The following is a 26,362-nucleotide window of genomic DNA, read 5'->3' on the forward strand; positions in this document are numbered from 1 at the left end:
CTTATCTGCAGGGCCTCTGGCCCGTTCCCGAAACTTGCCTAAGTACCCCGAAATGTAACGCCGGGCCAGAGGCCCTACAGATAAGCATCACTCGCCACAGGCGAGCGACAACGATATTTTTCAAAAGCCCATATTACCACTACCCCCGTTTCTTATTCAGCGCCTCGTAGCGTAGCAGGGCTTCGAGGTAGTAATAATCGGCGTAAACGAGCGGCACGTCGACTTCGCTTTTGGCGGGCTTATGGCCTACACAATGCTTGATAATGAAGTGGTTGTTCTCGCCGGGGTTGGCCCGGTACGTTGGGCTCGACAGGCTTTGTAGCATCTGTTCTGCCGCTTGCGTGTAGGTTTTAGCCGAAGGACCGCCATACGTACCTAGTTCCAGCAGCGCCGATGCCGTGATGGCTGCGGCAGAGGCGTCGCGCTCTTCGTTCGGAATACCCGGTGCATTGAAATCCCAGTACGGCACTTTGTCGGCGGGCAGATTCGGGTGATTCAGATAAAAGTCGGCGATGCGGCGCGCCTGATCGAGGTATTTTTTGTCCTTTGTTTCCCGATACATGACCGTGTAGCCGTACAATCCCCAGGCTTGTCCGCGTGCCCATGCCGATCCATCGGCGTATCCCTGCGCTGTTTTTTTGGCGGCGACTGTTCCGTCCGGGTTGTAACAGACCACGTGGAAACTGCTGCCATCGGGACGGTAGTGGTTTTTCAGCGTATTGTCGGCGTGGATGATGGCAATCTCTCTCAGCCGTTTATCACCGCCGTTCTTGGCCGCCCAGAACAGCAGTTCCAGGTTCATCATGTTATCGATGATCACGGGATAGCTATACGTCTGAAACTTGTTCCACGATTTGATCAGCCCCACTTTCGGATCGAAACGGGTCGCCAGCGACTTGGCCGCCGTGAGCATAACGGGCTTGTAGGATTCGTTTTTCGTGAGCCGATAGCCATTCCCGAACGGGCAATAGATCATGAAGCCCAGATCGTGCGTCCCGGTGTTATACTGCTCTTTTTTCACGGCAGCTGTCCAAAGTTCAGCCGATTTTTTCCAGCGTACATCACCAGCTTCCTGAAACAGGTACCAAAGGGAGCCGCCGAAAAAGCCGCTGCACCACCAGTCTGATTTCATGTCGCGCGGCGTGCCATCTGGATTCGTCGACTGCGGGAATCGGGTGGTATCGGGGTGCGCTTTCAGCATGCCGTCGTACTGCCTGGCAGCCACGGCGAAAGCGCCTTTCACATCAATAGGGGCCTGTGTCTGCGCCGACGCCAGCCGGGTCAAACACAACAGGGCAATCAGGGTTGTGTAACGGATCATTTATCGAAGGGTAGAAATAGGTGCAAAATCCATGTCGGCAAAGTCGAGGTTTTCGCCCGCCATGCCCCAGATGAACGAATAGGAAGCGGTGCCAGCGCCCGAGTGAATCGACCAGGGTGGCGACAGAATGGCCTGGTGATTAGCGACTACGATGTGCCGGGTCTGGTCGGGTGGGCCCATCAGGTGGAAAACACGGTGGTCGGCAGGTACGTCGAAGTACAGGTACGTTTCCATGCGGCGGTCGTGCACGTGGGCGGGCATGGTGTTCCAGATACTCCCCGATTCCAGCACCGTCAGCCCCATCACCAGCTGGCAGCTCGCCAGTCCGGCCGCGTGGATGTACTTGTAGATGGTGCGTTCATTGGCCGTTTCGCGGGCGCCCAGACGGGTTGGATTGGCCTCTTCTTTAGCCAGTTTGGCGGTTGGATGCACCGCATGGGCAGGGGCCGACATCAGGAAGAAACGGGCAGGGTCGGCGGCGGTGGCACTTTGAAACGATACGTCCCGACACCCCTTCCCCACATAGAGGCCATCCAGTTTATTGAGCGAATAAACCGTCCCATCGACTGTAACCGACCCAGATCCGCCCACATTGATAATCCCCAGTTCACGCCGTTCCAGAAAGTAGGTCGACTTCAGATTGTCATAGGTTGGCAGCGCAACCGATTCGGTCGTGGGCAGGGCACCACCCACAATCACCCGGTCGTAATGCGTATATACGGCCTGAATGGTATTGGCCTCAAACAGCGATTCGATCAGAAAATCAGCACGCAGGCTCTCAGTGGTCGAGTGTTTTAGTTCGTTCAGGCCGATGGCATGACGAATAGGTAGCGAAGCGATGGGTAAGCTCATTGTTTGGTTGCGCTGTTTCCAGGAAAAGTTAAATTATCGAGATCATCTACTACTGACTTCGCCATGGCTGTTTTCAACGCCCAGGGCCAGTGAAACGTAGATGTATCGATGAATGTCTATGCAGGAAATGAGCATACCAAGCTATTTACTGACCGGATTGAAAATATCTTCGTGCAAACGTTTGCGGAAACGTTTGCATTCAACACGATTCTAACGAAAATTACTGGCGGGCCCGGCACTGTTTGGCTTCCAGCTCCCACCGCCTGCCTGGCAAATGGTGAAACTATCAGCGTGCCAAACCAGAAATAATCCTAGTTAACGTTTCCCACATGAGAAGCACGCCGGTTACGATCAAAGACATTGCTAAAGCCCTGAATATCTCGATTTCAACGGTCTCCAGGGCGTTGCGGGGTATGCCGGAGATCCATGCCGACACCCGCGCCGCCGTAATGCGGCTGGCCGAAGAACTGGATTATCAGCCCAATCAACTGGCGAAAAATCTACTTAAGAGCCGCACCCGTACCATTGGCGTCATTGTGCCGAACCTGAGCTACTACTACTTTTCGGCGATGCTCAACAGCATTGAAGAAGCCGCCATGCAGGCGGGTTACAGCGTGCTTGTCTGCCAGTCGAACGAATCGTACCTGCGCGAAGCCACCCACGTTCAGAATCTGCTCCGCAGTCAGGTAGAAGGCTTCATTATTTCTCTCTCGCGCGACACCGATAACTGCGAACACGTAGACCGGCTCGTCCGGAAAGGCATTCCCGTTGTCTTGTTCGACCGGTACGCCGATTCCATTGCGGCGGATAAAGTCATCGTCAACAACCAGGAAGCCGCCTACAATGCCACCATGCATTTAATCGAAAACGGCTGCCAGCGCATTGCCGTGTTGGCGGGCCCGCCGCAGCTACTGATCAGCAACGAGCGACTGGCTGGTTACCGGGCCGCCCTGGCCGATGCCGGGTTAGCCGAGGATAAATCGTATATCCTCCACTGCGACTTCACACCTGAACGTACCCGGCAGCAAGCGCTGGCCCTGATGAAAGTACCCAAACCACCCGACGGCCTGCTGACCATCAGCGACCGGATTGCCTTAGTGGCGCTATTCGCCTTAAAAGAAAGAGGACTTCGAATACCCGATGATCTGGCCGTGGTGAGCTTCAACAACGAACCCCTGTGCGATTTTCTCACGCCATCGCTAAGCAGCGTCAGCCAGCCAATTCAGGAGATGGGCATGGAGACCGTCCGCCTGTTGCTTAAGCAGATTGAAGCGGATGACACGGAGACCTACCTACCTGAAACGAAGATGATGCGCACCGAATTGATCATCCGTGACTCATCGCGGAAAGGGACGTGAACTTGTGAAGCGATGTAGCCTTTACCTGACTGACACGCGAGATACCCCAACACGCCTACAGCATTCAAAAAAAACCACCACCGCATCATCCTGCTTTCTCCAGCTCAATACCGAAATCGGTTAACCGGGACCGTAGGTCATCGGGGCTGGTGAAGTGGATGCTTTGGATGCCGATTGCTTCGGCGGCCAGGATATTCCGGTAGTTATCGTCGATGAACAGGGCCGTTGACCGGTCGATGTCGAAGCGATCGAGGAGGGTGTTGTAAAAAGAGGCGAACGGCTTCCGGTCTTTTTCAGCGCCCGACACGAGGATGCCGTCGAACCACGATAGAAAATCGAATTGCGCCAGGGCAATCGGAAACGTTTCGGCCGACCAGTTGGTGAGGGCGTAGAACCTGTATTGACCAGTGGCCTTCAGCGCCGAAAAGATATCGACGGTTCCCTGAATGGGCCCGCCAAGCATCTCTGTCCAACGGCCGTAATAGGCCCGGATGGCTGTTTCATGTTCTGGAAATTGAGTTATCAGCAGACCGGTTGCCTCCTGCAGGGAGCGGCCACCGTCCTGCTCTTCGTTCCAGTCGGAGGTACAGACCGTGTTAAGAAAAGCGTTGCGCTCGGTTTCGTCGGCAAAAATGGTCTTATACAGGTAGTGCGGATTCCAGTCGATGAGCACCGCGCCCAAATCGAAAATAATGGTCTTGATCATGGAAAGGCAAACAGGTTGCAAAGCTGTTGAAGGGTACGGTCTGCGTAGGCTTCGTGGCCATTTGCCATCCCGTAACGGCGGACCGCCGCTTTGTTGGGATGCCAGGAGCTGAGTTAACTCAACAGTTGAGCCAGCTTCAACCTACGTTAAATGGCTGCAAACTATCACCCGATTACCAATTTACCCCAATTACCTATTCACCAGTCCGCCCCAATCAACGAAACAGCGATTGGCTTACACTACAACCTACGGAACAGCCCCACCTGTCAGACCAGCAACCGGAACTGGAGTCATCAGATGACGATCAATAGATCGATCGGTTCAACTTCAAAAAATTATAGTAGCCAAACCAACGGGTCGTGTCCCTCGCAATGCCTTCGATAAAAGGTCCATTATCGGGTTTCCATCACTACGGTTTCTCAGCCAGGGAAGTGATCAGGCCGCAAAACAGCATCGGAACGGCCACGTTCGGGAGTACAGCCTTGTCAACTCACAGCAGCGTATGGCTACTTTTCTGTCAGACGGCTCCAGTTACACGGCCAATCGGAACAGCTGCCTGACGCTGAACTGGCGAGTCGGCAAACTGAGTACAGCCCCTATCCGGGAATAGAAAAAGATCGCCAACGCCGATAAAAAATCGGTGTAAGCCACGTACCTGAGTTTGTCCGTTCCATCGCTGGCGGCCAATAAATTGCTTCGACGATCTGCTTCGGGCCGAGTGGTTCCGGTTCGTTTATCGAACGCGCCAAATCACACCATTTTCAGGCTTTTGTTTTTACAAACCGTCTGCTTCAGCGAATGGGGTTGCCCAATCGGTACGTACCCACAGATACGGTCACCGTTACCCAGACATTGGCCAGACTATGTTGAACGCTTAACCAGATTGACAAGCCTTCCATCCCAAACTTGGTGGTGTGGTAAGGGGCAGTTGACCGCTAATCCTACCAATTTTCTACTTGATCCGTAGGTTGTTCTCCGAAGCTGTCTCCGGCGGCCCACTAACCCATAATCCCGGATCGAAAGGATAGCAAACAGGCGATAAGCATGGATAAATACTCATACCTGACCTATAGTAAGCAAGTATTTTATCGTATAGGCAATTTACGAAAACGGTGTAGTAGCCCATTCAGCCGGAATTAATTGATCGCTGCTAGGGATTACCCTAAATCTAAACAAGTAGATTCCGGTAAAAGGTAAACTTTTGCCACGAATAGTGAAGTATTCTCAATCGCAAGTTCATTTAGTTAAACTCTATGTTTAAATAATACCCTTCCAATCTATGATCTCTTACTACCTCAGTGCGCCGCAGTATCGGCGGAAAGTTGCATTAGCCTTTTTATGGCTATGCTGTCTGTGTACGGCTTCGGCCTTTGCGCAGGAACGCAGTGTTACTGGCCGCGTCAGCGACGAGCAAATTGGGTTACCCGGCGTGACCGTGACTGTTAAAGGAAGCACGCGCGGCACCACTACTGATGCAGAAGGCAACTACCGCATCAGTGTACCAAACGACAGAGCCGTACTGGTATTTTCATCAGTAGGCTTCACCTCACAGGAGCAGACTGTTGGCAGCCGTAGCGCCATCAACGTGACGCTGGCCAACGACGAGCGGGCGCTGAATGAAGTGGTGGTTGTGGGGTATGGTAGCCTGCGAAAAAGCCAGACAACGGGCGCTATCTCATCGGTTACACCCAAGCAAATCACCGAGCAGCCAATTACCAACATTGGCCAGGCCATGCAGGGCCGGGTAGCGGGTGTCGACGTAGCGCAGTCGGGTAGTCGGCCAGGTTCTGTGCCAACGATCCGGATTCGTGGTCGTCGTTCGTTCAATGCGGGTAATGACCCCCTGTATGTAGTAGATGGAATTCCACTGTCGGCCGGTTACGAGGATATCAACCCGAATGATGTTGGCTCAATGGAAATCCTGAAAGATGCTACTGCCACAGCCATTTACGGGGCTCGGGGTGCCAACGGCGTTGTACTGGTTACGACCAAACGGGGTCTTGCCAATAACAAGACGACGATCAGCTACGATAACTACGCGGGTGTTACCGACGCGCTTGATAAGGTTCACCTGTTCAGCGGTGCTGAGTTTGCCGAATACGTTCGGGAAGCCTACCGGACCACGGGTAACTACAAGGATGCAAACGGCAATCCGGTTCCAACGGGCGTTGCAGATGCGTATGCTGACTCGAAAGTTGCCGTACTGGGCGGCGACCCGAACGTAGCCGCAGGTCTTGCTGCCAACCGGAACACAGACTGGCAGTCGTTGCTGCTGAAGCAGGGTTTTCAGCAGAACCACTCGCTGGGTATTCAAGGGGGGAACGACAAAACGCAGTTCTACATTTCGGCCGGTTACTTTAAAGACCAGGGTATTATGCCAGGTCTTGATTTTACCCGTTATTCGCTGCGTGCCAATGTCGATCATCAGATCAATAAAGTGCTCCGCGTTGGTCTGTCGACCTACATGATGTACAGCCTGCGCAATGGGGAGACGCTCAACCCATACAACTTTACCCTGCAGCAAAATCCACTGGGCCGCCCCTACGACGACAACGGGAATCTGATTTTTTCGCCCACAAACGATGCGTTATTGACTAACCCACTGGCCGAAGTTGTGCCGGGTGCGCAGATTGAAGAGCGGAAGAAATACCGGATCTTTAACAGCATTTATGCGGAAGTAAACATCCTTGACGGTCTGAAATACCGGGTCAATTTCGGACCTGATTTCACCATCAACCGATTTGGCCGGTTCATTGGCGCTCAAACCAACGCCCGTAAGGGGGGAGACCCACAGGCAGCTACGGCTAGCGCATTCGGCTTCAATTACACGCTGGAGAACGTAGTTACGTATAACAAAAAATTTGGCGATCATAACGTTGGTGTCACCGGACTGTGGTCTGTTCAGCGTGACAACTTTGAGCAGAATAACATTTCAGTACAGGGTGTTCCGGCTGAATCGCAGCAGTTTTACAACGAAGGCAACGCCAGCTCTGTACTGGGTGTAGGTAGCGGTCTGACCCAGTGGACGATTAACTCGTATATGGGCCGGATCAACTATGACTACAAAGACAAATATCTGTTAACGGCCACGATTCGCCGGGATGGATCGAGCCGGTTTGGTGTCAATACCAAATATGGTAACTTCCCTGGTATTGCATTGGGCTGGAATATTAGCAACGAAGAGTTCATGAAAGGATCAACCTGGGTCGATCTGTTGAAACTGCGGGCGAGCCGGGGGTCGGTAGGTAACCAGGGCGTAGCGCCATACCAGACGCAGGGATTACTCGACCGTACGGTATACGCCTGGGGTAACAACCCGGCTTATGGCTATCGCCCCAACACAATTGGTAACCCTGATCTGAAATGGGAAACGTCGACTACCACAAACATCGGTCTGGATTTCAGCCTCTGGCGTGGCCGGGTGACGGGTGCCATCGAAGCGTACCTGACCAACACAACTGATCTGCTGCTGTCTGACCTGCTGCCAACGTCTGTTGGTTTCAATGCGGTAACCCGGAACATCGGTGAGACCCAGAATAAAGGGATCGAGGTTAGCGTATCGACGGTGAACATGAACAAAGGTGGCTTTAAATGGACGTCTGACTTCGTTTTCTCGAAGAATACAGAAGCCATTATCTCGCTCTTCAATGGACCGATCGATGACGTAGGGAACAAGCGCTTTATTGGGAAGCCCCTGACCGCCATGTATGATTACAAGAAAGCAGGCATCTGGCAAACCAGTGAAGCTGACGCAGCTAAATCATACCAGAGTACAGTTGGCCAGATTAAAGTGCAGGACACGAATAATGATGGCAAAATCACGGCCGACGACCGGGTGTACTTAGGTTCTGACATCCCAACCTGGAGCGGTGGTGTTACAAACCGGTTCGCGTATAAAGGCTTTGACCTGAACTTCTTCATCTATGCCCGGATCGGTCAGACTATCCTAAGTGGTTTCCACCGGGATAATAATCAGCTCGCCGGCCGCTATCAGCAGATCAAGGTTGATTACTGGACGCCAAACAACCCAACCAATGAATTCCCACGGCCTAACTCAAGCCAGGAATTCCCGGTCTACAACGCGGCAATCATCTACTTCGACGGCTCGTTTGTGAAAGTGCGGAACATCAACTTTGGGTACACCTTCCCGACCAGCATTACGTCTAAACTCCACGTTCAATCGCTTCGGTTGTTCACCAGCATTCAGCAGCCGTTCATCTTCTCGTCGTACCGGTCGAAGTACAACGGTGTTGACCCCGAAACCAGCGATGGAACGGTGAGTAACGGTGTAACGCCAGCCACCCGGGTAACGACCTTTGGTTTAAACGTCAAATTCTAAGCGCAACTGGTTTACCTGATGTGTCTACAGACAGTCAAAGACTTAAAAAACATGAAATCAAAATTTGCACATAAATCAATCCGTGTCCTTGCTCTTGCCACCCTCATGCTTAGCGGTCAGGCCTGTAAGGATATTCTGGATGAAAAAGTAGTCTCAGCCATTGGCAACGATTATATCAATACTCCCAAAGGGTTTGAAGATGCCAGCAAAGCAGCCTATTCGTCGTTACGGAACTTCTACGGATCGGAGCGCGGCCTGACCATGACCGAGTACGGTACGGACATCTACACGACGGGGGCCGACGGAAGCTACAAAGGGTTTCACTTTTATGATACCCAGATGAATAGCTTCGTTGACATTCTTCAGCAGGTCTGGGAAGAGTTGTACAAGGGCATCAATACCTGTAATGCCGTTATCGGCCGGGCTCCTGCTGCCACCGTGACAGATGCCGTAAAAAAACTGCGTGTTGCGGAAATGAAGTTTCTCCGGGCGCATTATTATTTCATTCTGGTTCAGCAATGGGGTGGTGTTGATCTTCGGCTAACAGAAACGCTGGGACCAACAAAAGTGACCAAGCGTGCCTCGGAGGCGGATATATACAAAACCATCATCGCTGATCTGGAAGCCGCCATACCGGACCTGGAGTCGAAGATCAGATCGTCTGATTATGGCCGGGCTACGAAAGGCGCTGCCGAGCATTTGCTGGCTCGTGTCTATTTAACCAAGGCAACATCGTCGGCTAAAGCGACTGATGATTACGCTAAGGCAGCCACGTACGCCCAGAGCGTCATTGCCAACTACGGCTTTAAACTGTTGCCCGATTTTGCCAGTGTGTTTGCGCAGGGTGCTGGTGAGATCAATGATGAGGTGATCTTTGCGGTTCAGTATACCTCAGACCCGTTGACCAACATCAATTCGGCCAATACCAACAACGGTGATGGTAACAAGCTCCACTTGTATTTTGGTATGCAGTATGACGTACAACCTGGCATGAAACGCGACATCGCCAATGACCGTCCCTTCAAGCGGCTGCGCCCAACAACCTACCTGCTCGAGACTGTTTTTAAAGACCGGGTGAATGACTCACGCTACAAAAAGACATTCAAGGACACGTGGTTGAGTAATAACCCCGGCACAAACCTGAATACTTCGTTTGATGTAAGTAAGTCTAAAATAACCCTGAAAGCAGGCGATACGGCCATTTACATTCCAGGTGTTGAGTGGACGCTGGCTCAGCGGGCTGCCAAGCCATACCAGGTGCTTGTGCCTAGTGCCTACTCAGCAGCCTTGTTTCCCACGCTGCAAAAATTCCTTGATCCACTTCGTCCCGATCTGACCTACGAACAGGGTAGCCGCGATTACCTGGCGTTCCGGTTGGCAGAGACGTACCTGATTCTGGCCGAAGCTCAGTTTAAGCAGGGCAAAACAGCTGAAGCGGTAGCTGCTATCAACGCAGTTCGTCGCCGGGCCGCCAATGCAGGCAAAGAATCGGCGATGGAAATCACCGCCGCGCAACTGGATATGGAAATGATTATGCAGGAACGCGCCCGCGAAATGGCTGGCGAACAAACGCGCTGGATGGATTTGAAGCGTTGGGGCACGCTGGTTGAGCGGGTTAAATTATATAACCCGGATGGAGCTGCCAACGTGAAGGATATTCACAACCTGCGTCCGATTCCACAAACCCAGATCGACCGGACCGAGAAGGCCGCTGATGGATCTTCCGGTTTTGCGCAAAACCCCGGATTCTAGGCAGTACCCTTTCGCAGGCTTGCCGGAGGTGGTCAGACAGTGTCGAATGTGACACAGACTGACCACCTCCACTGGTATCAGACCAATTCAGTTATGAAGAAGATCGTCACACTGAAAGAATTGTCGCTGGAATTAGGCGTGTCGGTATCAACGGTGTCCAAGGCGCTGAACAATGACCCGACCATTGGGCACTATACCCGCGAACGGGTTGAGCACCTTGCCCGGACCCGCCACTACATTCCCAATCAGGTAGCCCGCAATTTTCAACGGCGACGAAGCCTGACCATCGGACTGATTGTACCCAATGTGCTCGATCAGTTTTTTGTTCAGGCTATCAATGGGGTAGATGAAGTTGCGGGCGATAAACAATATAGCGTATTGGTTAGCCAGACCCTCGACGATGAAGACCGCGCCAACGCCATTTTGGAGCTGATGCGCCTCGACGGTGTTGACGGCCTGATCGCCACCATTACACCCAATACAACGAATCTTACCCCCTACCGCCGATTGGAAGCCGCAGGCATTCCGGTTGTCTACATTGCCCGAAGCCCTAATGATCCAGCCTGCGCTCAGGTAACGGTATTGAACATGGAATCGGCCAGGAAGGCAACCGATTTTCTGCTCGATCGGGGACATCAGCGACTGGCCTGTCTGAATGGTCCACCCAACATCAACGCCAGTCAACAGCGACGGGCCGGCTTTGAACAAGCCTTGCAGGAACGGCACCGGTCAGCCGATGGAACAGTGTACCAGCCAGCTGGTTTAACGGCAACGGATACGGAAGCCATCATGGCAACGGTTATGGAACGCACCGATTACCCAACCGGAATTCTGGCTTTCAAAACCTATACGGTACTCGATGCCATTGCTTACCTGAAGCGGGTGTATCCAGAGCGGCTACGTCAGGTAGAGTTTGTTGGCTTTGGTAATTTACCATTGCTCAAGCATCTGGCCCATAAACCAGCGGCATCCATTGAAGAGAATCCGGGGTTGATGGGTCAGGAAGCGGTGCGTCTGTTACTGCAACTGATGAGCGACAAACCGGCCGGGTCAACGCACATTGAGGTACCCGGCGAACTGGTCATCCATTGATAACAGCAGCGCTCAATAAATGGTCATTTGACACGGAATCTTAATCTGCTGGCTGATCGGTGCCGAGCCATTGACCATACGCTGATGAAGTAAGCCAAACGCTTCGGCACCCAGGTCAAACGGATCAGCATCCACAGCAGCCAGCGGGCGGTAGTCGATGTGTTTGAACAAGGGCAAATTACCAAAGCCAATAAAATCGATTGAGCTGGATCTGGCTGGATAGTCGCGTTGCATAAACGAGATAGCATCCAGCGTCTGGTAGCTTTTAAAGGTGGAAATAGCCGTGGGTGGGTCATCGAGTTGCATTAGCGCCCGCATGGCACCTTCCACCAAATCGGGGGTGGTATCTGGCTGTTTGACCAGATCAGCATCGAACGGTACCTGGTGATCAGTTAAGGCCTGCAGATAGCCATCGTAACGTACCTGACTAAGCGAAAGTGTAGCAGGGCCCCTTAAGTGAGCAATGCGACGGTGACCTTTCTGGATCAGGTACGTTATAGCCTGCCGACTTCCTTCAAACGAATCGGCGGTAACGTTGTAACTGGGCCGGTCGCGGGGAGCACGCACAAAAAAGACAACCGGAATACCAATGGCTTCCAGTTGATCAACAAAGTCAGTACGGTCTGTTTTTGTGGTAATTGAAATGAGCAGCCCGTCGATCCGATTGCGAATCATGGTCTCGATGAGTGCTCGTTCGCGGTCGGGTTGCTCATGGGTTTGGGTGAATACAACTGAATAGTGGTGACGGGCAGCGGTGTCTTCAATACCACGCAGGGTCAGCCCGTAAAACTGATCAAACAAATCTGGAATGATAACACCAATTTTGAAATTGCGCTTCTGCTTCAGGTGAATAGCTGCCAGATTAGGAATGTAGTTTCGCTCTTCGGCCAATTGCCGAACGCGAGCCACCGTGGCCGAACCGATACCCGGATCGTTGCGAAGTGCTTTGGACACACCCGAAACGGACAGGCCAAGTTCTTTCGCCAGGTCTTTGAGCGTAACACCTCGTCTCATAATTGCGGTTGAATCGGAAAGCGCTAAGGCATATTGATAAAGTATAAAACAATGAATGTAGTCAATCAGCTAAAGGTCCACAAATCAGCCGACTGGCAACGAATCCATAATGACAACCCTTTTCCCCGCTTGACCGGTAATCCAGGTACGTACGATCTTCTCCGTTCGATGCGTGACCAGCTCACATTGACAGCAGTAGCATCAGACGCAGCTTGACGCAATGAGTAGTAATGAACCACGAATAGACTGGAATGAAAAATGAAAATGGCATCGAATCATAGACAGGTGAGTAGGATATAGCCCTCCTGATCCATTGTAGAAAAGCATTGCCATTTCTTTACTGTCAACTTTTATCTGAATGAATCTACTTCAATCATGGCGCTGGTTTGGGCCTGGTGACCCGGTGACACTCGCCGATATTCGCCAGACGGGAGCTAGCGGTATTGTTTCTGCCCTACACCAAATTCCCCACGGCCATGTTTGGCCGGTCAATGCCATTCAGGCTCGCCAGGCAGAAATTAGTTCGGCTCCGGCTGGGGCCTGGCCACTGCATTGGGCCGTTGTTGAAAGCCTTACCGTTTCAGAAAGTATAAAAACCCGGTCTGGTGCCTACCGCCAGCATATCGAAGACTATAAACAGAGCCTGCACAATCTGGCCCAGTGCGGGCTAAAGATAGTTACCTACAATTTTATGCCGGTCAATGACTGGACGCGTACGAACCTGAATTATCCTATGGCCGACGGGTCGAAGGCGCTTTATTACAATTGGTTCGACCTGGCTGCTTTTGATATTCATCTGCTGAAACGGCCAAACGCAGCGGATGATTACTCGCCGACCGTCGTGGCCGAAGCCGAACGGCGATTTGCCCGGTACAGTGCAGAGGAGTGCGAACAACTGGCCGATATCATTATGTTTGGCATACCAGGTGAAGCCAAACAAACTCTCGACGGGATGCGGGCCAGACTGGCCACTTATACGGACATTGATGCGGATGCCCTGCGCGCCAACCTAACCGATTTCCTGAACGAGGTTGCGCCACTGGCCGATGAGCTGGGCATCAAGCTAGCTATCCATCCCGACGACCCGCCCTTCCCAATTCTGGGCTTACCCCGCATCGTTTCACAAGCTGCGGATTTTGACTATCTGCTGACAAAAGTGCCCAACGAAAGCAACGGCGTTTGTTTCTGTACCGGCTCGCTGGGGGCCAATCCGGCCAATGATCTGCCCGCATTAGCTCGTCGGATTGGTGAGAAAATTCATTTCGTTCACCTGCGTAATGTTCGGAAAGATGAGCATGGCAATTTCTACGAAGCTGATCACCTCGACGGCGACGTAGATATGTATGCCGTTATGCGCGAAGTGCTGGCCATTCAGCAACGCGTTGCCGAGCCTATCCCCTTCCGGCCCGACCACGGCCATCAGATGCTCGACGACCTGTACAAGACCACTAACCCCGGCTATTCCTGCATTGGCCGCTTGCGCGGGCTAGCTGAGCTACGCGGGCTGGAACTGGGCATCAGCCGCGCCGAAGGCTGGCAATCATAAACCGAAAACGACACTGACACTATGTTCACTGGCTCTCAGCTCAATACAACCACCGAACCGTTCATTTCGGAAAACTTTGTTCTCGAAAGCGAACCAGCCCGGGCGCTGTATTTCGATTTCGTTCGCGATCTACCCATCGTAGATTACCATAACCATTTGTCACCCCATGAGATAGCCGACGATAAACGGTACGCCAACATGACCGAAATATGGCTTAAAGGCGACCACTATAAATGGCGGGCCATGCGGGCTAACGGCGTTCCCGAAGAACTGATCACCGGGAATCGCGATGACTGGGAGAAATTTCTGGCCTGGTCGAAGACGGTGCCCTATACCATGCGGAATCCGCTTCAGCACTGGACGCAGATGGAGCTAAAATATCCGTTCGGTATCGATGAACTCCTTTCGGAGCAAAACGCTCGTCCTATCTACGATGCGTGCAACGAGCAACTACAAAGCACGCTCACGGCCCGTGCTCTGATGAACGCTTATAATGTGCAGGTCGTGTGTACAACAGACGATCCGACCGACGATTTGCGGTATCACAGCCAGTACGCGGCCGAAGGTAAGGCGCTGAAAATGTACCCGACTTTCCGGCCCGACACGCTGCTCCCTGCGACTACCGACGCCTGGCGGCAACAGGTGGCTAAACTGGTAGCCATTTCAGGCGTAGCAGTAACGGACCTGGATTCACTGCTCGAAGCCTTGATCAGCCGGATCGACGCCTTTCATGAACTGGGTTGCCGGGCCTCCGATCACGGTCTGGAGCGACTGCCACCTGTATCAGCTCGCACAGTTGCCCTGGAAACAGCCTGTAAGCAATTACTCGCCGGCGAAACAGTCCCCGACGCGCAGACGATCGAGCTGTTGCAGGGGTACGTTCTGCTTGAACTGTGCCGTCAGTATGCCAAACGCGGCTGGGTTCAGCAGTTTCACCTCGGCGCCTTACGCAATGTCAGTACCCGGCTGTACAACCGGTTGGGGGTAAACGTTGGGGGCGACTCGATGGGCGACTGGAGCCAGACGCAACGGTTGGCCCGTTTCCTGGACGCGCTGGATCAGGATGGGCAGTTGGCCAAGACGGTGTTGTACAACCTGAACCCCGCCGACAACGAAACGTTTGCCACTATGATCGGCAATTTCCAGTCCCAGGACGCGCAGTCTGGCAACGTACCTGGCGAATCCACGCCGGGAAAAATTCAGTGGGGGTCGGGCTGGTGGTTCCTGGATCAGAAAGACGGCATGGAGAAACAGATCAATACGTTATCGAACATGGGATTGATGAGTCGCTTTATCGGTATGGTGACCGATTCACGCAGTTTTCTCTCTTTCTCCCGCCACGATTATTTCCGCCGGATTCTCTGCAACGTGATTGGCCAGGACATTCAACGGGGACTATTGCCGAACGACCTGCCCTGGCTGGGTCAGCTGGCAGCCAATATATCGTACTACAATACAGTAGATTACTTCGGCTGGACTATTCAATAGGCAATAGGCTGCGCTGCCTCGTGTGGTCGTCCAGATCAGTCAGCGCCAGTACCATTTGACTACTCATTTATTCCTGACAGCGTAGTACACTTCCTACGAATGACCTGTTAACTCCTATGCTTCATACCGCTCCCACCGTTCCTGCACTGGAAACCAGCCAGAGCCAGACCAATTACCGCTGGGTGATTGCTGCCCTGCTCTTCTTTGCTACCACCATCAATTACCTCGACCGGGTGGTCATTAGTCTGCTGAAACCTACTCTCGAGAAAGACTTCAACTGGACCGAAACCGACTATTCGAATCTGGTGGTTGTTTTTCAGGCGGCCTATGCACTCGGTATGCTGGGCATTGGCAGTATTATTGATAAAGTGGGTACGCGAATAGGCTATGCCCTGTCGATCACGGCATGGAGCGTGGTGGGTGTTGCTACCGCCTTTGCTAAAACGACCCTCGGTTTTGGCTTTGCCCGCGCCGGGCTTGGCCTGAGTGAAGCGGGCAACTTCCCGGCCGCCATCAAGACCGTGGCCGAATGGTTTCCTAAGCGGGAACGGGCACTGGCAACGGGCATTTTTAACTCGGGCACCAACATCGGGGCCATTATTGCTCCGCTCACGGTGCCATTCATTACCGCCAACTACGGCTGGGAATGGGCCTTTATTCTGACCGGACTAACGGGTTTTATCTGGCTGGTGCTGTGGTTAACCATCTATAAAAAACCCGCTGATCACCATAAAGTATCAGCGTCCGAGTTAGCGCATATCAATAGCGACGTTGACGAACGCACCGAAGAAGTCAACGCCGAAGGTGCCGCACCCGTATCCTGGTTCAAGCTGCTTACCTACCGGCAAACCTGGGCGTTCTTTTGCGGCAAACTGCTCACAGACCCAATTTGGTGGTTTTATCTGTTCTGGTTGCCCGCTTTTCTGAAAGCACAATACGGCCTTCAGGGCACTGATTTAGCCATACCAGTGGCTTCGGTGTATACCATTGCCAGCGTGGGCAGCGTGTTTGGTGGCTGGCTTCCCCTAAACCTGACCAGGAAGGGAATGTCCATTTTCCGGGCCCGGAAAACAGCCATGTTCATCTACGCGCTCTGTGCCTTGCCGGTTGTATTTGCCCAATGGCTTGGCAGCATGAATATCTGGCTGGCAGTATTCATCATCGGCTTCGCGGCCTCGGCTCACCAGGCCTGGAGCGCCAATATCTTTACCACCGTATCCGATATGTTCCCACGCCGCGCCGTGGCATCGGTGACAGGTATCGGGGGCATGGCTGGTGCCGTTGGCGGCATCCTGATCGCTCGCCTGGCCGGCCGACTTTTCGATCATTACAAAGCGCTGGGGCACATTGAAACAGGCTATTACATCATGTTCATCATTTGCGGGTTCGCCTACCTGACGGCCTGGAGTATTATGCACCTGCTGGTTCCTAAATTCAAAACAATCAACCTTTCTGGCCAAACGGCTGATACTGTATGAAAGACGCCTTAAATCGCAGGACGTTTCTAGACGTCTCTGCCAGAGCAGCGGCCATCGCCGTGGGTTTTCCAACCATTGTGCCATCCTCTGTCTTTGGCAAAAACGCCCCCAGCAACCGGATCAATATTGGCGCGATTGGAACGGGCCGCATTTCGAGAGGACACGACATGCCCGGCGTTTGGCAATACGACAACGCGAATATTATGGCCGTTTGTGACCTGGATAGTAACCGCGCCAACGATGCCAAAAAATTGGTCAACGACTATTACTCGAAGAAAACAGGTAAAGACTACGACGGCGTCAAGGTCTACACCGATTACCGGGAGTTGCTGACCAACAAAGACATCGATGCGGTGATTGTCAGCACACCCGACCATTGGCACGCACCGATCGTTATTCACGCGGTAGAAGCAGGCAAAGACGTGTATATGCAGAAACCGGCCTCGCTTACTATTTCGGAAGGGCGCATGATGGCCGATGCGGTAAAACGATCGGGCCGGATTGTGCAGGTAGGTAGTCAGCAACGGTCCTCGAAGCAGTTCCGATACGCCGCTGAGCTGGTTCGTAATGGCCGGATTGGCGACCTGAAAACGGTGTACGTCGGCCTACCCGGCGACCCCGGTGGCGACGAAGAACCACCCATGCCGGTTCCGAAAAACCTGAATTACGACATGTGGCTCGGCACAACGCCGGAAGTGTATTACACCGAAAAACGGGTGCACCCACAAATGGGTTACGACCGGCCGGGCTGGTTACGCTGCGAGCAGTTTGGCGCGGGTATGATCACCGGCTGGGGTGCGCACCACATCGACTGCGCCCACTGGGCCATGGATACAGAACATACCGGTCCCGTGGAGATCTGGGGAAGAGCTGATTTCCCCAAAAGTGGCCTTTGGAATGTACACGGCATTTTTCAGACCGAAGCGCTCTATAAAAACGGGGTGAAGATGGTAGTCAGCAATGAGATTCCGAACGGTATCAGGTTCGAAGGCACCAAAGGCTGGATCTTCGTCTCACGGGGCGACGCGTCGGTGACGACCAGCGACCCGATTGCCAAGCAAAATGCGGCTAAAGCCCTCGACGCCAGCGATCCGAAGATCATCACATCGGTGATTGGCCCGAATGAAATAAACCTGCCCGTCAGTAAAGAGCACCACGGAAACTGGCTGGAAAGCATCGTAAGCCGCAAAGAACCTATTGCTCCGGTCGAAATTGGTCACCGTTCCTGCTCGGCCTGTCTGCTGCATCATGCCGCTATGAAACTGAACCGGAAGTTGTACTGGAATCCGGATAAAGAACAGTTCATCAATGACCCGGAAGCAACCAAGCTGCTGTCGCGTCCGCAACGGAAAGAGTACGCCATTGTCGCGTCGAATTCGAAGAAGACGGCGAAGAAAGCGTAGGTAGCACCGAAACGGTCCGCCGCGCGGCTCCAGTTTCGGTAATCAGAACGATATTAATACTCTACCGGAGCTGGAGTTCCGGTGCTACAGAACTATGAAAATTGCGATTCCTATTGCCCTTACCATCGGTGTTGCTTTGCTAGTTGCTTTTCGCGGGCCAAACGCCATCGGCCCCATCCGGCTGATTACGCTGGATCCCGGCCACTTCCATGCGGCATTGGTGCAGAAATCAATGTACGACGGGGTTGACCCCAAGGTGCATGTGTATGCCCCGGACGGTCCCGATGTACAGATGCACCTCGACCGGATACGTACCTACAATACCCGGAGCGACAAGCCAACAAGCTGGCAGGAAGAAGTCTATCGTGGCCCAGACTTCATGGCGAAAATGATGGCTGAACGGGCGGGTAACGTCGTTGTTATGGCGGGCAACAACCGGCTGAAAACCGACTACATTCACCAGGCAGTTGGCGCGGGCTTTAACGTACTGGCCGACAAACCGATGGTCATCAACGGTTCAGAGTTTGGCAAGTTGCAGGAATCGTTTGCGACCGCCGCCAAAAAGAATGTGTTGCTCTATGACATCATGACGGAACGGTATGAGATCACGACCATGCTGCAACGGGCTTTCTCGCGCCAGGCAGCTCTGTTCGGAACGCTCGAAAAGGGAACGCCTGAAAACCCGGCCGTCACGAAGGAGAGTGTGCATCACTTCTACAAGAATGTATCGGGCAGTATACTCACCCGGCCAGCCTGGTTTATGGACGTAGCCCAGCAAGGCGAAGGAATCGTTGACGTCACGACCCACCTGGTTGACCTGGTACAGTGGGAATGCTTTCCCGAGCAAACCCTTGATTATAAGAAAGATGTACGGCTGACATCGGCCCGCCGCTGGACAACCGATATGCGGTTGAGTCAGTTTAAAGCCATTACCAAACTGCCCGCTTTCCCCGATTATTTGAAGAAAGACGTGGTGCAGGATAGTGTATTGACGGTGTATAGCAACGGCGAAATCAACTACCAGTTGAAAGGCATTCATGCCAAAGTGTCGGTCATCTGGGCCTATGCCGCTCCGGCTGGTGGTGGTGATACGCACTACTCGATCATGCGCGGAACAAAGGCCAACCTGATCATCCGTCAAGGCGCCGAACAGCAGTATAAGCCAACCCTGTACATTGAGCCGGTGGCAGGCAACAAATTAGAGACATCCTTGAAGGAAGTCCTCCCTGCTATACAGCGCGAATTTCCGGGCGTCGATATCAGGCAAACGGCTACTGGCTGGATCGTTAACGTACCTGAGCACTACAACGAAGGGCACGAAGCCCACTTCGGACGGGTGATGCAGAATTACCTGACGTACCTGAAAGCGGGCAAACTCCCCGCCTGGGAAGTGCCTAACATGCTGACCAAATACTACACAACCACACAGGCGTTAGCGCTGGCCAAGAAAAGCCAGGTACGTTAGGTCTGTTCTTCCTAAACTTTCTCATGACTTCTCTATCATCTAACCGGCGTACGTTCCTGAAACAGACGACCGGTATTGCGGCCCTGTCGGCACTGGCACCCAATCTCCAGGCCAGCCCCACTTTTGCTCCCCGAATTAAGTTTTCTGTGGTTGGCATCAACCACGGCCACATTTACAGTCAGGTCGAAGCAACGATGCGTGGCGGTGGCGAACTGGTTTCGTTCTATGCCAAAGAACCTGATCTGGCGGCTGCTTTTGCCAAACGGTATCCACAAGCCAAACAGGCCCGTTCGGAAGATGAAGTGCTGAATGACAAGAGTACCCAGTTGATTCTGACCTCCGGTATTCCCGACGAACGGGCCGGGCTGGGCATCCGCGTTATGAAAGCCGGTAAAGATTTCATGAGCGACAAACCGGGTATTACGACCCTGGAGCAACTGGCGCAGGTACGAAAAGTGCAGCAGGAAACGAAGCGCATCTACTCGATCATGTTCAGCGAACGGTTCGAAAACAGGGCCACCGTGAAGGCGGGTGAGCTGGTGAAAGCCGGCGCCATCGGGCAGGTTATCCAGACCATCGGGATGGGGCCTCACCGCATTAGCCTGACCTCACGACCAGAGTGGTTTTTCGACAAAAAGCGGTTTGGTGGCATCATCTGCGATATTGCCTCGCACCAGGTCGATCAGTTTTTGTTCTTCACAGGGTCTACCAAAGGCGAGGTGCTATCGTCGCAGACGGGCAATGTTCATTATCCCCAATATCCAAATTTTGAAGACTTCGGTGATTTAACACTACGTGGTGATAAAGGCGCGGGCTACATCCGGGTCGACTGGTTTACGCCCGACGGGCTCAACACCTGGGGCGATGGTCGGTTGACGATCCTGGGAACGGAAGGCTACATCGAGATCCGTAAAAACGTAGATATAGCCGGCCGAACAGGCGGCAGTCACCTGTTTCTGGTCGACAAAAAAGAAACACGTTACGTTGATTGCAGCAAGCAGGAGCTACCCTACGGCACGCAACTGGTCGATGATATGTTGAACCGTACCGAAACAGCCATGACCCAGGCGCACTGTTTCCTGGCAACCGAACTGGCGCTGAAAGCTCAAAAGCACGCCCAGAAGCTCACCATCGCTTAATAGCTGGACCCGTTGATATTGCTCTATGAAGACGAGCTGCATGTTCTTCCTGTTGCTGGTGTGTAGCCTGTCTGTTTGCGGGCAGGCCACCCCGTATGGAAACAACGCCGCCGCCGGCAAGTACCAGTTAGTCAATGGCGTTCGGCTGTATTACGAAACATACGGCAAGGGAGAACCGCTGTTGCTGATTCACGGCAATGGTGGCAGCATCAGTTCATTTAGCAAGAACATCCCCTATTTCGCCCGGAACTACCGGGTGATTGCGGTGGATAGCCGCGCCCATGGGAAATCGGTAGACCCCGGAGATTCGCTCTCTTTTGAGATGATGGCCGATGATTTTGCCGCCCTCCTGACGGCGCTCAAGGTCAATTCGGCGTACGTGATCGGGTGGAGCGATGGGGGCATCAACGCGCTGTTGCTGGCCATGCGGCACCCCGAAAAAGTAAAGAAGCTGGTAGCAACCGGTGCCAATCTCTGGCCCGATTCGACGGCGCTGGTGCCTTCGCTCTGGAATCAGATGCAGAAAGAATACGTCGAGAAGAAAGCCAAGCTGCGCACCAGCCCGAAAGAGAAAAACGACTGGAAAGTATTTGTGCTCGACGTACTCCAGCCCAACATTCCGCTTCAGGCATTGCAAGCTATCAAGTCACCATCCCTGATTATGGCCGGTGACCGTGACCTGATCGTGACAGCCCATACTGTGGCCATCGCTCAAAACGTACCCAACTCCTGGCTTTGGATCGTGCCCCACTGCGGCCACGCCACCCTGATCGACCGGGCCGACGAATTCAACACCAAGGTTAGTGAATTCTTTCGGTTTAAGTAGCGGCGGTTTTCACCTATTTGAAACTGAGTAAGGCTTAGCTAAAATTGCTTCGCGTTCTGGGCCCTTCGATTAGGCGTCCCCGACTAGGCCGGTTCGCCGCCGCGATCCCGGACAGGCCCAGAACAAAATCATTTCTACCGACTAATTCCATTACCAAACCGAAGCCTTCTTCGCCACCATGTACAAAGCTAACCTGCTCTTACTGCTCCTATGCCTAACAATCTGTTCGGCAGTCAACGCCCAGTCAGATCGTGTTAACTGGAAGCGGGTGAAGGTGCTGGTGTACACGAAGAATGGCAAGGGCTACGTCCACGATAACATTCCGTTTGCAGTGGCATGCATCCAGCAATTGGGGAAAGAACACGGATTCAGGGTAGATACCACGTCGAAACCCGATGCGTTTAGCGAGGCGAACCTTGGCCAGTATACGGCATTGGTCTTCGCCAGCACCAACAACGACGTCTTTGACACCGATACCCAGCGACTGGCACTGAGGCGGTACGTCGAGGCAGGTGGCGGCTTTGTTGGCATTCATTCGGTGTTGGGTACCGAGCGTAGCTGGAGTTGGTTTAAACGCATGATGGGCGGCACCTTTCTCTGGCATCCCCGCTTCCAGCCTTACAGGCTACGCGTACTAGCCGCGCAACACGCATCGATGATGAACGTACCTACGGTCTGGTCCAAATCAGATGAATGCTATTTCATGAAAGAATTGTCGCCCGGCCCGACCGTAGTACTGGCACATGATCTTACCTCGCTCAGCACGGAAGAAGCCGAAAAGATTAAAACGTCTGCTGGTGCATTCAATGAGTTATATCCTGCCGCCTGGTATTACGAGTTCGACGGCGGACATACCTGGTGCACGGCCCTTGGCCACGACAAAAAGGATTACACCGAACCGACCTTCGTCAACCACCTCTTTCAGGGGCTCAGGTACGTTGTTGGCCAGGTAAAAACGATTGATTTTTCTAAAGCGTATGCCCAGGCTGCCAGCGAGGCGATTCGTTGACATCAGCCTGTTGACCGCGGGCTTACCGTTTTTGATCGGTCAGGTGGTTAATCATATCTCGCTGAAATTGTACAGAAAACGGCCTCAACTCTCGATATAAACTGATCGTTGAACCCGACAGGCCTGTTGGCCGTATAACCCGGGCGTTTATATTCCCGATTGCGGAGCCAGTTAGCAATCCCACGGTAGCCCCACCAACGGCCGAAAATCCGAGATTAACGATCTGTACACCCGTGCTGCGTGCCGGATTCTTTTTCAGGCCCTGATTAGCCAGATAGGTCGAAGCGATAGCCCCGATAAGAGCGCCAATGATCAGGGCACTTTTCTTACTCTCCCTTTGAATTACAATCCTGCGGATCATACTTAGTGGAATATAATCATTACCTACGTAGACATCCAGACTATCTACCGCTTCCAGAATGCCACGAATATGGTAGCCCGACACGGTAGTAATGCGCACTCGGTACACCTCAACAGTTGGCTGCTGAGCCAGCGTGGCGTTTGTTGAAGCAAGTGCGACTAGCATCGAGAAGCTTGCCAACAAACGCGGAAGAAAAAATGGAATGGCCATCTGGAGCTGAGAAGTTGCAACGATACGAAATATTGTACTGCATTTACTGTTTTCGCCAATTGTTCAGAAAGGCTATTCACCCCAGTTAGCGTACAGCAGTTGGTAGGGCCTGAATCAGTCAGAGATTCTTAGAATAGTATAAGAAATCGTCGCTTTGTTGAGCTCTAATCCGTGTTTTATCGAATTTTAACCGTACCTTTGCGCCCGAAAATTAATCTCTAACTAACGATTTCTCAGACTATATGGTGTCCGTAAGACCCGATGAGGTATCAGCCATCCTTCGCGCCCAGCTTGCTGGAGCGCAGACCGAAGCTGAACTCGAAGAAGTGGGTACGGTGCTACAAATCGGCGACGGTGTGGCGCGTATCTACGGTTTGTCTAAAGTACAGGCCGGTGAATTGCTCGCCTTCAACAATGGCTTGCAGGCACTCGCTCTTAACCTCGAAGAAGATAACGTCGGCGCGGTATTGCTCGGCGATTACTCAGAAGTAAAAGAGGGCGATACTGTTAAGCGCACCAGCCAAATTGCCTATGTAAACGTAGGTGAAGGCATCCTGGGCCGCGTTGTTAACACCCTTGGCCAGCCCATCGACGGTAACGGACCCATTCAGGGCGAGACCTTTGAGATGCCCCTGGAGCGTAAAGCACCCGGTGTCATCTACCGTCAGCCGGTAACAGAGCCTCTCCAGACAGGGATCAAGGCCATCGACGCCATGATCCCCATTGGTCGTGGCCAGCGTGAATTGATTATCGGTGACCGGCAGACAGGTAAAACTGCCGTGGCCATCGATACGATCATCAACCAGCGCGAGTTCTTCGAAAAAGGGGAGCCTGTTTACTGTATCTATGTTGCCTGCGGACAGAAAGCGTCGACGATCAAACAGATCGAAGCTACGCTGCGCAAAGCCGGTGCCATGGAGTATACGGTAATCGTAGCCGCTGCGGCCTCAGATCCATCACCGATGCAGTTCTTTGCGCCGTTTACGGGTGCCGCCATTGGGGAGTATTTCCGGGATACGGGTCGCCCGGCCCTGGTCGTTTATGATGACCTGTCGAAGCAAGCCGTATCGTACCGGGAGGTATCCCTGCTGCTACGTCGCCCACCAGGACGTGAAGCTTACCCAGGTGACGTATTCTACCTCCACAGCCGCCTGCTCGAGCGGGCCGCCAAGATCAACCAGAACGACGATATCGCCCGCGAAATGAACGATCTGCCACCCAGCCTGAAAGGGAAGGTGAAAGGTGGTGGTTCACTCACGGCCCTGCCAATTATTGAAACGCAGGCAGGTGACGTATCGGCGTATATCCCAACGAACGTGATCTCGATCACCGACGGTCAGATCTTCCTGGAGTCGAACCTGTTCAACGCCGGTATCCGTCCTGCGATCAACGTAGGTATTTCGGTATCACGCGTAGGAGGTAACGCCCAGATCAAGTCGATGAAGAAGGTAGCAGGTACGTTGAAACTCGACCAGGCTCAGTTCCGCGAGCTGGAAGCCTTTGCGAAATTCGGCTCTGACCTCGACGCCTCTACGAAACTGACGATCGACCGCGGTCGTCGGAACCAGGAGATGCTGAAACAGCCTCAATACTCACCCGTACCGGTTGAACAGCAGGTTGCCATCATCTACGCATCGACCAACGGGTTACTGGATAAAGTGCCGGTTGACAAGGTGAAAGAATTTGAATCGGAGTTCAACATGCTGCTCCAGGCGCAGTATGCCGATGCATTGAGTGACCTTCGGAAAGGTAACTTAAGCGATACGGCCACCGCCGCAGTTCGCAAAGTAGTTGCCGATTTGACAGCGAAATATTAAAAAGAGTTTACCGTTTTCTGTTTACTGTTTTCAGTTGCTCTGCTTACATCAACCTTGGTGGAGCAACTGAAAACAGTAAACAGAAAACGGTAAACTGAACCCTTTTTTTATGGCCAGTTTAAAGGAAGTACGTAATCGGATTGTATCGGTAAACTCCACGCAGCAAATCACCAAAGCCATGAAAATGGTGGCGGCGGCCAAGTTGCGGCGGGCACAGGATGCGATCACCCAGATGCGTCCCTACGCCCAGAAATTGAGCGAAATGCTCGGTACTGTTTCAGCCGGTGCCGAAACCGCCGCCGATAGTCCTTACAAGCAAGTCCGGCCCGTACAGAATGTCCTGCTGATCCTTGTTACGTCAGACCGTGGCCTTTGTGGCGCGTTCAATACCAACGTGGTAAAGGTAGCCATGATCCGCATCAACGACCAATACGCAGAGCAGGCTCGTCGCGGTACGGTACAGGTAATGGCTATTGGCAAAAAAGGAGCTGAAGCCATGCAGCGCCGTGGCTTTAAGGTCAACACCAATCATGTACATGCGTTTGGTTCATTGAGCTTCTCTACTGTCCGAGAGGCGGCAGAAGAAGCGATGGAGCAGTTTGTGAATGGTGAATTTGATGTGGTTGAGATCATCTACAACGAATTCAAAAACGTAGCCACTCAGATCATCCGCGCCGAACAGATGCTGCCGATCGTGTCGACCCCGGCTCCTGCTGGTGTGACCACGAACGTCAACTACACGTTTGAGCCAAGTGAGGACGAAATCATTACGGAGCTGATCCCAAAAACGCTGAAGATTCAACTGTACAAAGCTGTACTGGAATCGAACGCGTCGGAGCATGGTGCCCGAATGACGGCCATGGATAAGGCGACCGAAAACGCCGGTGAGTTGTTGAAAGACCTGAAACTAGTCTATAACCGAACCCGTCAGGCGGCGATTACCAAAGAAATCCTCGAAATCGTAGGTGGCGCAGAAGCGCTTGCCAGCGAGTAGCAGGTATACGACACCAATGTGAATTAAATCCCACGGCGACCTCGTCGTGGGATTTTTGTTGTCAGAACCGTTGCGTATCCAGTGGCTTCCAGGTACGTTACCGCATGAGGTACATCCTCGATAAAAAAGGCATGAATGGCTTACAACCGATTTGCCAGCTACGGAATCATATACCGGCATTGGCCATCAGTG

20 protein-coding genes are annotated in these 26,362 nt (G+C 52.9%); 15 read left to right on the forward strand and 5 right to left on the reverse strand.

Annotation, left to right across the window (positions count from 1 at the left end; all coding sequences use genetic code 11):
- Positions 1–139: 139 nt before the first annotated feature.
- Both ACAW75_RS04670 and kduI read right to left on the reverse strand, forming a co-directional pair.
- Entirely contained in the window at positions 140–1,321 is a 1,182-nt protein-coding gene (locus ACAW75_RS04670; RefSeq protein WP_370727514.1) for a glycoside hydrolase family 88 protein, read from the reverse strand.
- Positions 1,322–2,173 (reverse strand): 5-dehydro-4-deoxy-D-glucuronate isomerase, encoded by an 852-nt coding sequence (kduI, locus tag ACAW75_RS04675; RefSeq protein WP_370727515.1) that lies wholly within the window; start codon positions 2,171–2,173, stop codon positions 1,322–1,324.
- 108 nt (positions 2,174–2,281) lie between these two features.
- Between kduI and ACAW75_RS04680 the strand changes: the two genes are divergently transcribed.
- A complete protein-coding gene (locus tag ACAW75_RS04680) occupies positions 2,282–2,482 on the forward strand; it encodes a hypothetical protein (RefSeq protein WP_370727516.1) in 201 nt (66 codons plus the stop codon).
- 20 nt (positions 2,483–2,502) lie between these two features.
- Entirely contained in the window at positions 2,503–3,531 is a 1,029-nt protein-coding gene (locus ACAW75_RS04685; protein WP_370727517.1) for a LacI family DNA-binding transcriptional regulator, read from the forward strand.
- A gap of 85 nt (positions 3,532–3,616) precedes the next feature.
- Here the strand turns inward: ACAW75_RS04685 and ACAW75_RS04690 are convergent, their stop codons facing one another.
- A complete protein-coding gene (locus ACAW75_RS04690) occupies positions 3,617–4,237 on the reverse strand; it encodes an HAD family hydrolase (RefSeq protein WP_370727518.1) in 621 nt (206 codons plus the stop codon).
- 1,279 nt (positions 4,238–5,516) lie between these two features.
- Here ACAW75_RS04690 and ACAW75_RS04695 point away from each other — a divergent pair.
- From ACAW75_RS04695 to ACAW75_RS04705, 3 genes are all read left to right on the forward strand, one after another.
- Positions 5,517–8,576 carry a SusC/RagA family TonB-linked outer membrane protein gene (locus tag ACAW75_RS04695; RefSeq protein ID WP_370727519.1) on the forward strand — a complete coding sequence of 1,020 codons (3,060 nt, stop codon included), beginning with the start codon at positions 5,517–5,519 and terminating at the stop codon, positions 8,574–8,576.
- Positions 8,577–8,627: 51 nt separating this feature from the next.
- A complete protein-coding gene (locus tag ACAW75_RS04700) occupies positions 8,628–10,328 on the forward strand; it encodes a RagB/SusD family nutrient uptake outer membrane protein (RefSeq protein ID WP_370727520.1) in 1,701 nt (566 codons plus the stop codon).
- A 93-nt stretch (positions 10,329–10,421) separates the two neighbouring features.
- Entirely contained in the window at positions 10,422–11,420 is a 999-nt protein-coding gene (locus ACAW75_RS04705; protein ID WP_370727521.1) for a LacI family DNA-binding transcriptional regulator, read from the forward strand.
- A gap of 12 nt (positions 11,421–11,432) precedes the next feature.
- Here the strand turns inward: ACAW75_RS04705 and ACAW75_RS04710 are convergent, their stop codons facing one another.
- Positions 11,433–12,434, reverse strand: a complete 1,002-nt coding sequence (locus ACAW75_RS04710; RefSeq protein ID WP_370727522.1) for a LacI family DNA-binding transcriptional regulator — start codon at positions 12,432–12,434, stop codon at positions 11,433–11,435.
- Positions 12,435–12,792: 358 nt separating this feature from the next.
- Between ACAW75_RS04710 and uxuA the strand changes: the two genes are divergently transcribed.
- The 8 genes from uxuA (at position 12,793) to ACAW75_RS04750 (ending at position 22,788) form a co-directional block, all read left to right on the forward strand.
- Positions 12,793–13,980: a mannonate dehydratase gene (gene uxuA / locus ACAW75_RS04715; protein WP_370727523.1), complete on the forward strand. Its 1,188-nt coding sequence runs from the start codon at positions 12,793–12,795 to the stop codon at positions 13,978–13,980.
- A gap of 21 nt (positions 13,981–14,001) precedes the next feature.
- A complete protein-coding gene (gene uxaC / locus ACAW75_RS04720; RefSeq protein ID WP_370727524.1) occupies positions 14,002–15,468 on the forward strand; it encodes a glucuronate isomerase in 1,467 nt (488 codons plus the stop codon).
- 116 nt (positions 15,469–15,584) lie between these two features.
- Positions 15,585–16,946 carry an MFS transporter gene (locus ACAW75_RS04725; protein ID WP_370727525.1) on the forward strand — a complete coding sequence of 454 codons (1,362 nt, stop codon included), beginning with the start codon at positions 15,585–15,587 and terminating at the stop codon, positions 16,944–16,946.
- Positions 16,943–18,349, forward strand: coding sequence for a Gfo/Idh/MocA family oxidoreductase (locus ACAW75_RS04730; RefSeq protein WP_370727526.1), 1,407 nt, complete (start codon positions 16,943–16,945; stop codon positions 18,347–18,349). Before ACAW75_RS04725 ends, ACAW75_RS04730 begins: the two co-directional genes overlap by 4 nt.
- Before the next feature lie 94 nt (positions 18,350–18,443).
- Complete coding sequence (locus ACAW75_RS04735) at positions 18,444–19,814, forward strand: putative oxidoreductase C-terminal domain-containing protein (RefSeq protein WP_370727527.1); 1,371 nt, start codon at positions 18,444–18,446, stop codon at positions 19,812–19,814.
- A gap of 23 nt (positions 19,815–19,837) precedes the next feature.
- On the forward strand, positions 19,838–20,953 hold the full coding sequence (locus ACAW75_RS04740) for a Gfo/Idh/MocA family protein (protein WP_370727528.1): 1,116 nt from the start codon (positions 19,838–19,840) through the stop codon (positions 20,951–20,953).
- A gap of 25 nt (positions 20,954–20,978) precedes the next feature.
- The gene (locus ACAW75_RS04745; RefSeq protein WP_370727529.1) at positions 20,979–21,779 is read left to right on the forward strand and encodes an alpha/beta fold hydrolase; all 801 of its coding nucleotides are present in this window, start codon (positions 20,979–20,981) and stop codon (positions 21,777–21,779) included.
- A gap of 178 nt (positions 21,780–21,957) precedes the next feature.
- Positions 21,958–22,788 (forward strand): ThuA domain-containing protein, encoded by an 831-nt coding sequence (locus ACAW75_RS04750; protein ID WP_370727530.1) that lies wholly within the window; start codon positions 21,958–21,960, stop codon positions 22,786–22,788.
- Between the two features lie 22 nt (positions 22,789–22,810).
- Here the strand turns inward: ACAW75_RS04750 and ACAW75_RS04755 are convergent, their stop codons facing one another.
- Positions 22,811–23,359: a hypothetical protein gene (locus ACAW75_RS04755; protein WP_370727531.1), complete on the reverse strand. Its 549-nt coding sequence runs from the start codon at positions 23,357–23,359 to the stop codon at positions 22,811–22,813.
- A 242-nt stretch (positions 23,360–23,601) separates the two neighbouring features.
- Between ACAW75_RS04755 and atpA the strand changes: the two genes are divergently transcribed.
- Together atpA and atpG are read left to right on the forward strand one after the other, a co-directional pair.
- Complete coding sequence (gene atpA / locus ACAW75_RS04760) at positions 23,602–25,176, forward strand: F0F1 ATP synthase subunit alpha (protein ID WP_370727532.1); 1,575 nt, start codon at positions 23,602–23,604, stop codon at positions 25,174–25,176.
- Positions 25,177–25,285: 109 nt separating this feature from the next.
- Complete coding sequence (atpG, locus tag ACAW75_RS04765; RefSeq protein WP_370727533.1) at positions 25,286–26,170, forward strand: ATP synthase F1 subunit gamma; 885 nt, start codon at positions 25,286–25,288, stop codon at positions 26,168–26,170.
- The last annotated feature ends 192 nt before the right edge of the window (positions 26,171–26,362 follow it).

Origin of the sequence: Fibrella arboris, assembly GCF_041321095.1 — a bacterium.
GTDB classification, from domain to species: domain Bacteria; phylum Bacteroidota; class Bacteroidia; order Cytophagales; family Spirosomataceae; genus Fibrella; species Fibrella arboris.

Bases quoted from the DNA above. Each gene is read 5' to 3' on its own strand.
- ACAW75_RS04705 (WP_370727521.1), top strand. From the start codon at position 10,422: ATGAAGAAGATCGTCACACTGAAAGAATTGTCGCTGGAATTAGGCGTG.
- ACAW75_RS04725 (WP_370727525.1), top strand. From the start codon at position 15,585: ATGCTTCATACCGCTCCCACCGTTCCTGCACTGGAAACCAGCCAGAGC.
- ACAW75_RS04685 (WP_370727517.1), top strand. From the start codon at position 2,503: ATGAGAAGCACGCCGGTTACGATCAAAGACATTGCTAAAGCCCTGAAT.
- ACAW75_RS04745 (WP_370727529.1), top strand. From the start codon at position 20,979: ATGAAGACGAGCTGCATGTTCTTCCTGTTGCTGGTGTGTAGCCTGTCT.
- ACAW75_RS04700 (WP_370727520.1), top strand. From the start codon at position 8,628: ATGAAATCAAAATTTGCACATAAATCAATCCGTGTCCTTGCTCTTGCC.
- ACAW75_RS04680 (WP_370727516.1), top strand. From the start codon at position 2,282: ATGAATGTCTATGCAGGAAATGAGCATACCAAGCTATTTACTGACCGG.
- ACAW75_RS04735 (WP_370727527.1), top strand. From the start codon at position 18,444: ATGAAAATTGCGATTCCTATTGCCCTTACCATCGGTGTTGCTTTGCTA.
- uxaC (WP_370727524.1), top strand. From the start codon at position 14,002: ATGTTCACTGGCTCTCAGCTCAATACAACCACCGAACCGTTCATTTCG.
- atpA (WP_370727532.1), top strand. From the start codon at position 23,602: ATGGTGTCCGTAAGACCCGATGAGGTATCAGCCATCCTTCGCGCCCAG.
- ACAW75_RS04710 (WP_370727522.1), bottom strand. From the start codon at position 12,434: ATGAGACGAGGTGTTACGCTCAAAGACCTGGCGAAAGAACTTGGCCTG.
- ACAW75_RS04730 (WP_370727526.1), top strand. From the start codon at position 16,943: ATGAAAGACGCCTTAAATCGCAGGACGTTTCTAGACGTCTCTGCCAGA.
- ACAW75_RS04750 (WP_370727530.1), top strand. From the start codon at position 21,958: ATGTACAAAGCTAACCTGCTCTTACTGCTCCTATGCCTAACAATCTGT.
- ACAW75_RS04755 (WP_370727531.1), bottom strand. From the start codon at position 23,359: ATGGCCATTCCATTTTTTCTTCCGCGTTTGTTGGCAAGCTTCTCGATG.
- ACAW75_RS04695 (WP_370727519.1), top strand. From the start codon at position 5,517: ATGATCTCTTACTACCTCAGTGCGCCGCAGTATCGGCGGAAAGTTGCA.
- ACAW75_RS04740 (WP_370727528.1), top strand. From the start codon at position 19,838: ATGACTTCTCTATCATCTAACCGGCGTACGTTCCTGAAACAGACGACC.
- ACAW75_RS04690 (WP_370727518.1), bottom strand. From the start codon at position 4,237: ATGATCAAGACCATTATTTTCGATTTGGGCGCGGTGCTCATCGACTGG.
- ACAW75_RS04670 (WP_370727514.1), bottom strand. From the start codon at position 1,321: ATGATCCGTTACACAACCCTGATTGCCCTGTTGTGTTTGACCCGGCTG.
- uxuA (WP_370727523.1), top strand. From the start codon at position 12,793: ATGAATCTACTTCAATCATGGCGCTGGTTTGGGCCTGGTGACCCGGTG.
- atpG (WP_370727533.1), top strand. From the start codon at position 25,286: ATGGCCAGTTTAAAGGAAGTACGTAATCGGATTGTATCGGTAAACTCC.
- kduI (WP_370727515.1), bottom strand. From the start codon at position 2,173: ATGAGCTTACCCATCGCTTCGCTACCTATTCGTCATGCCATCGGCCTG.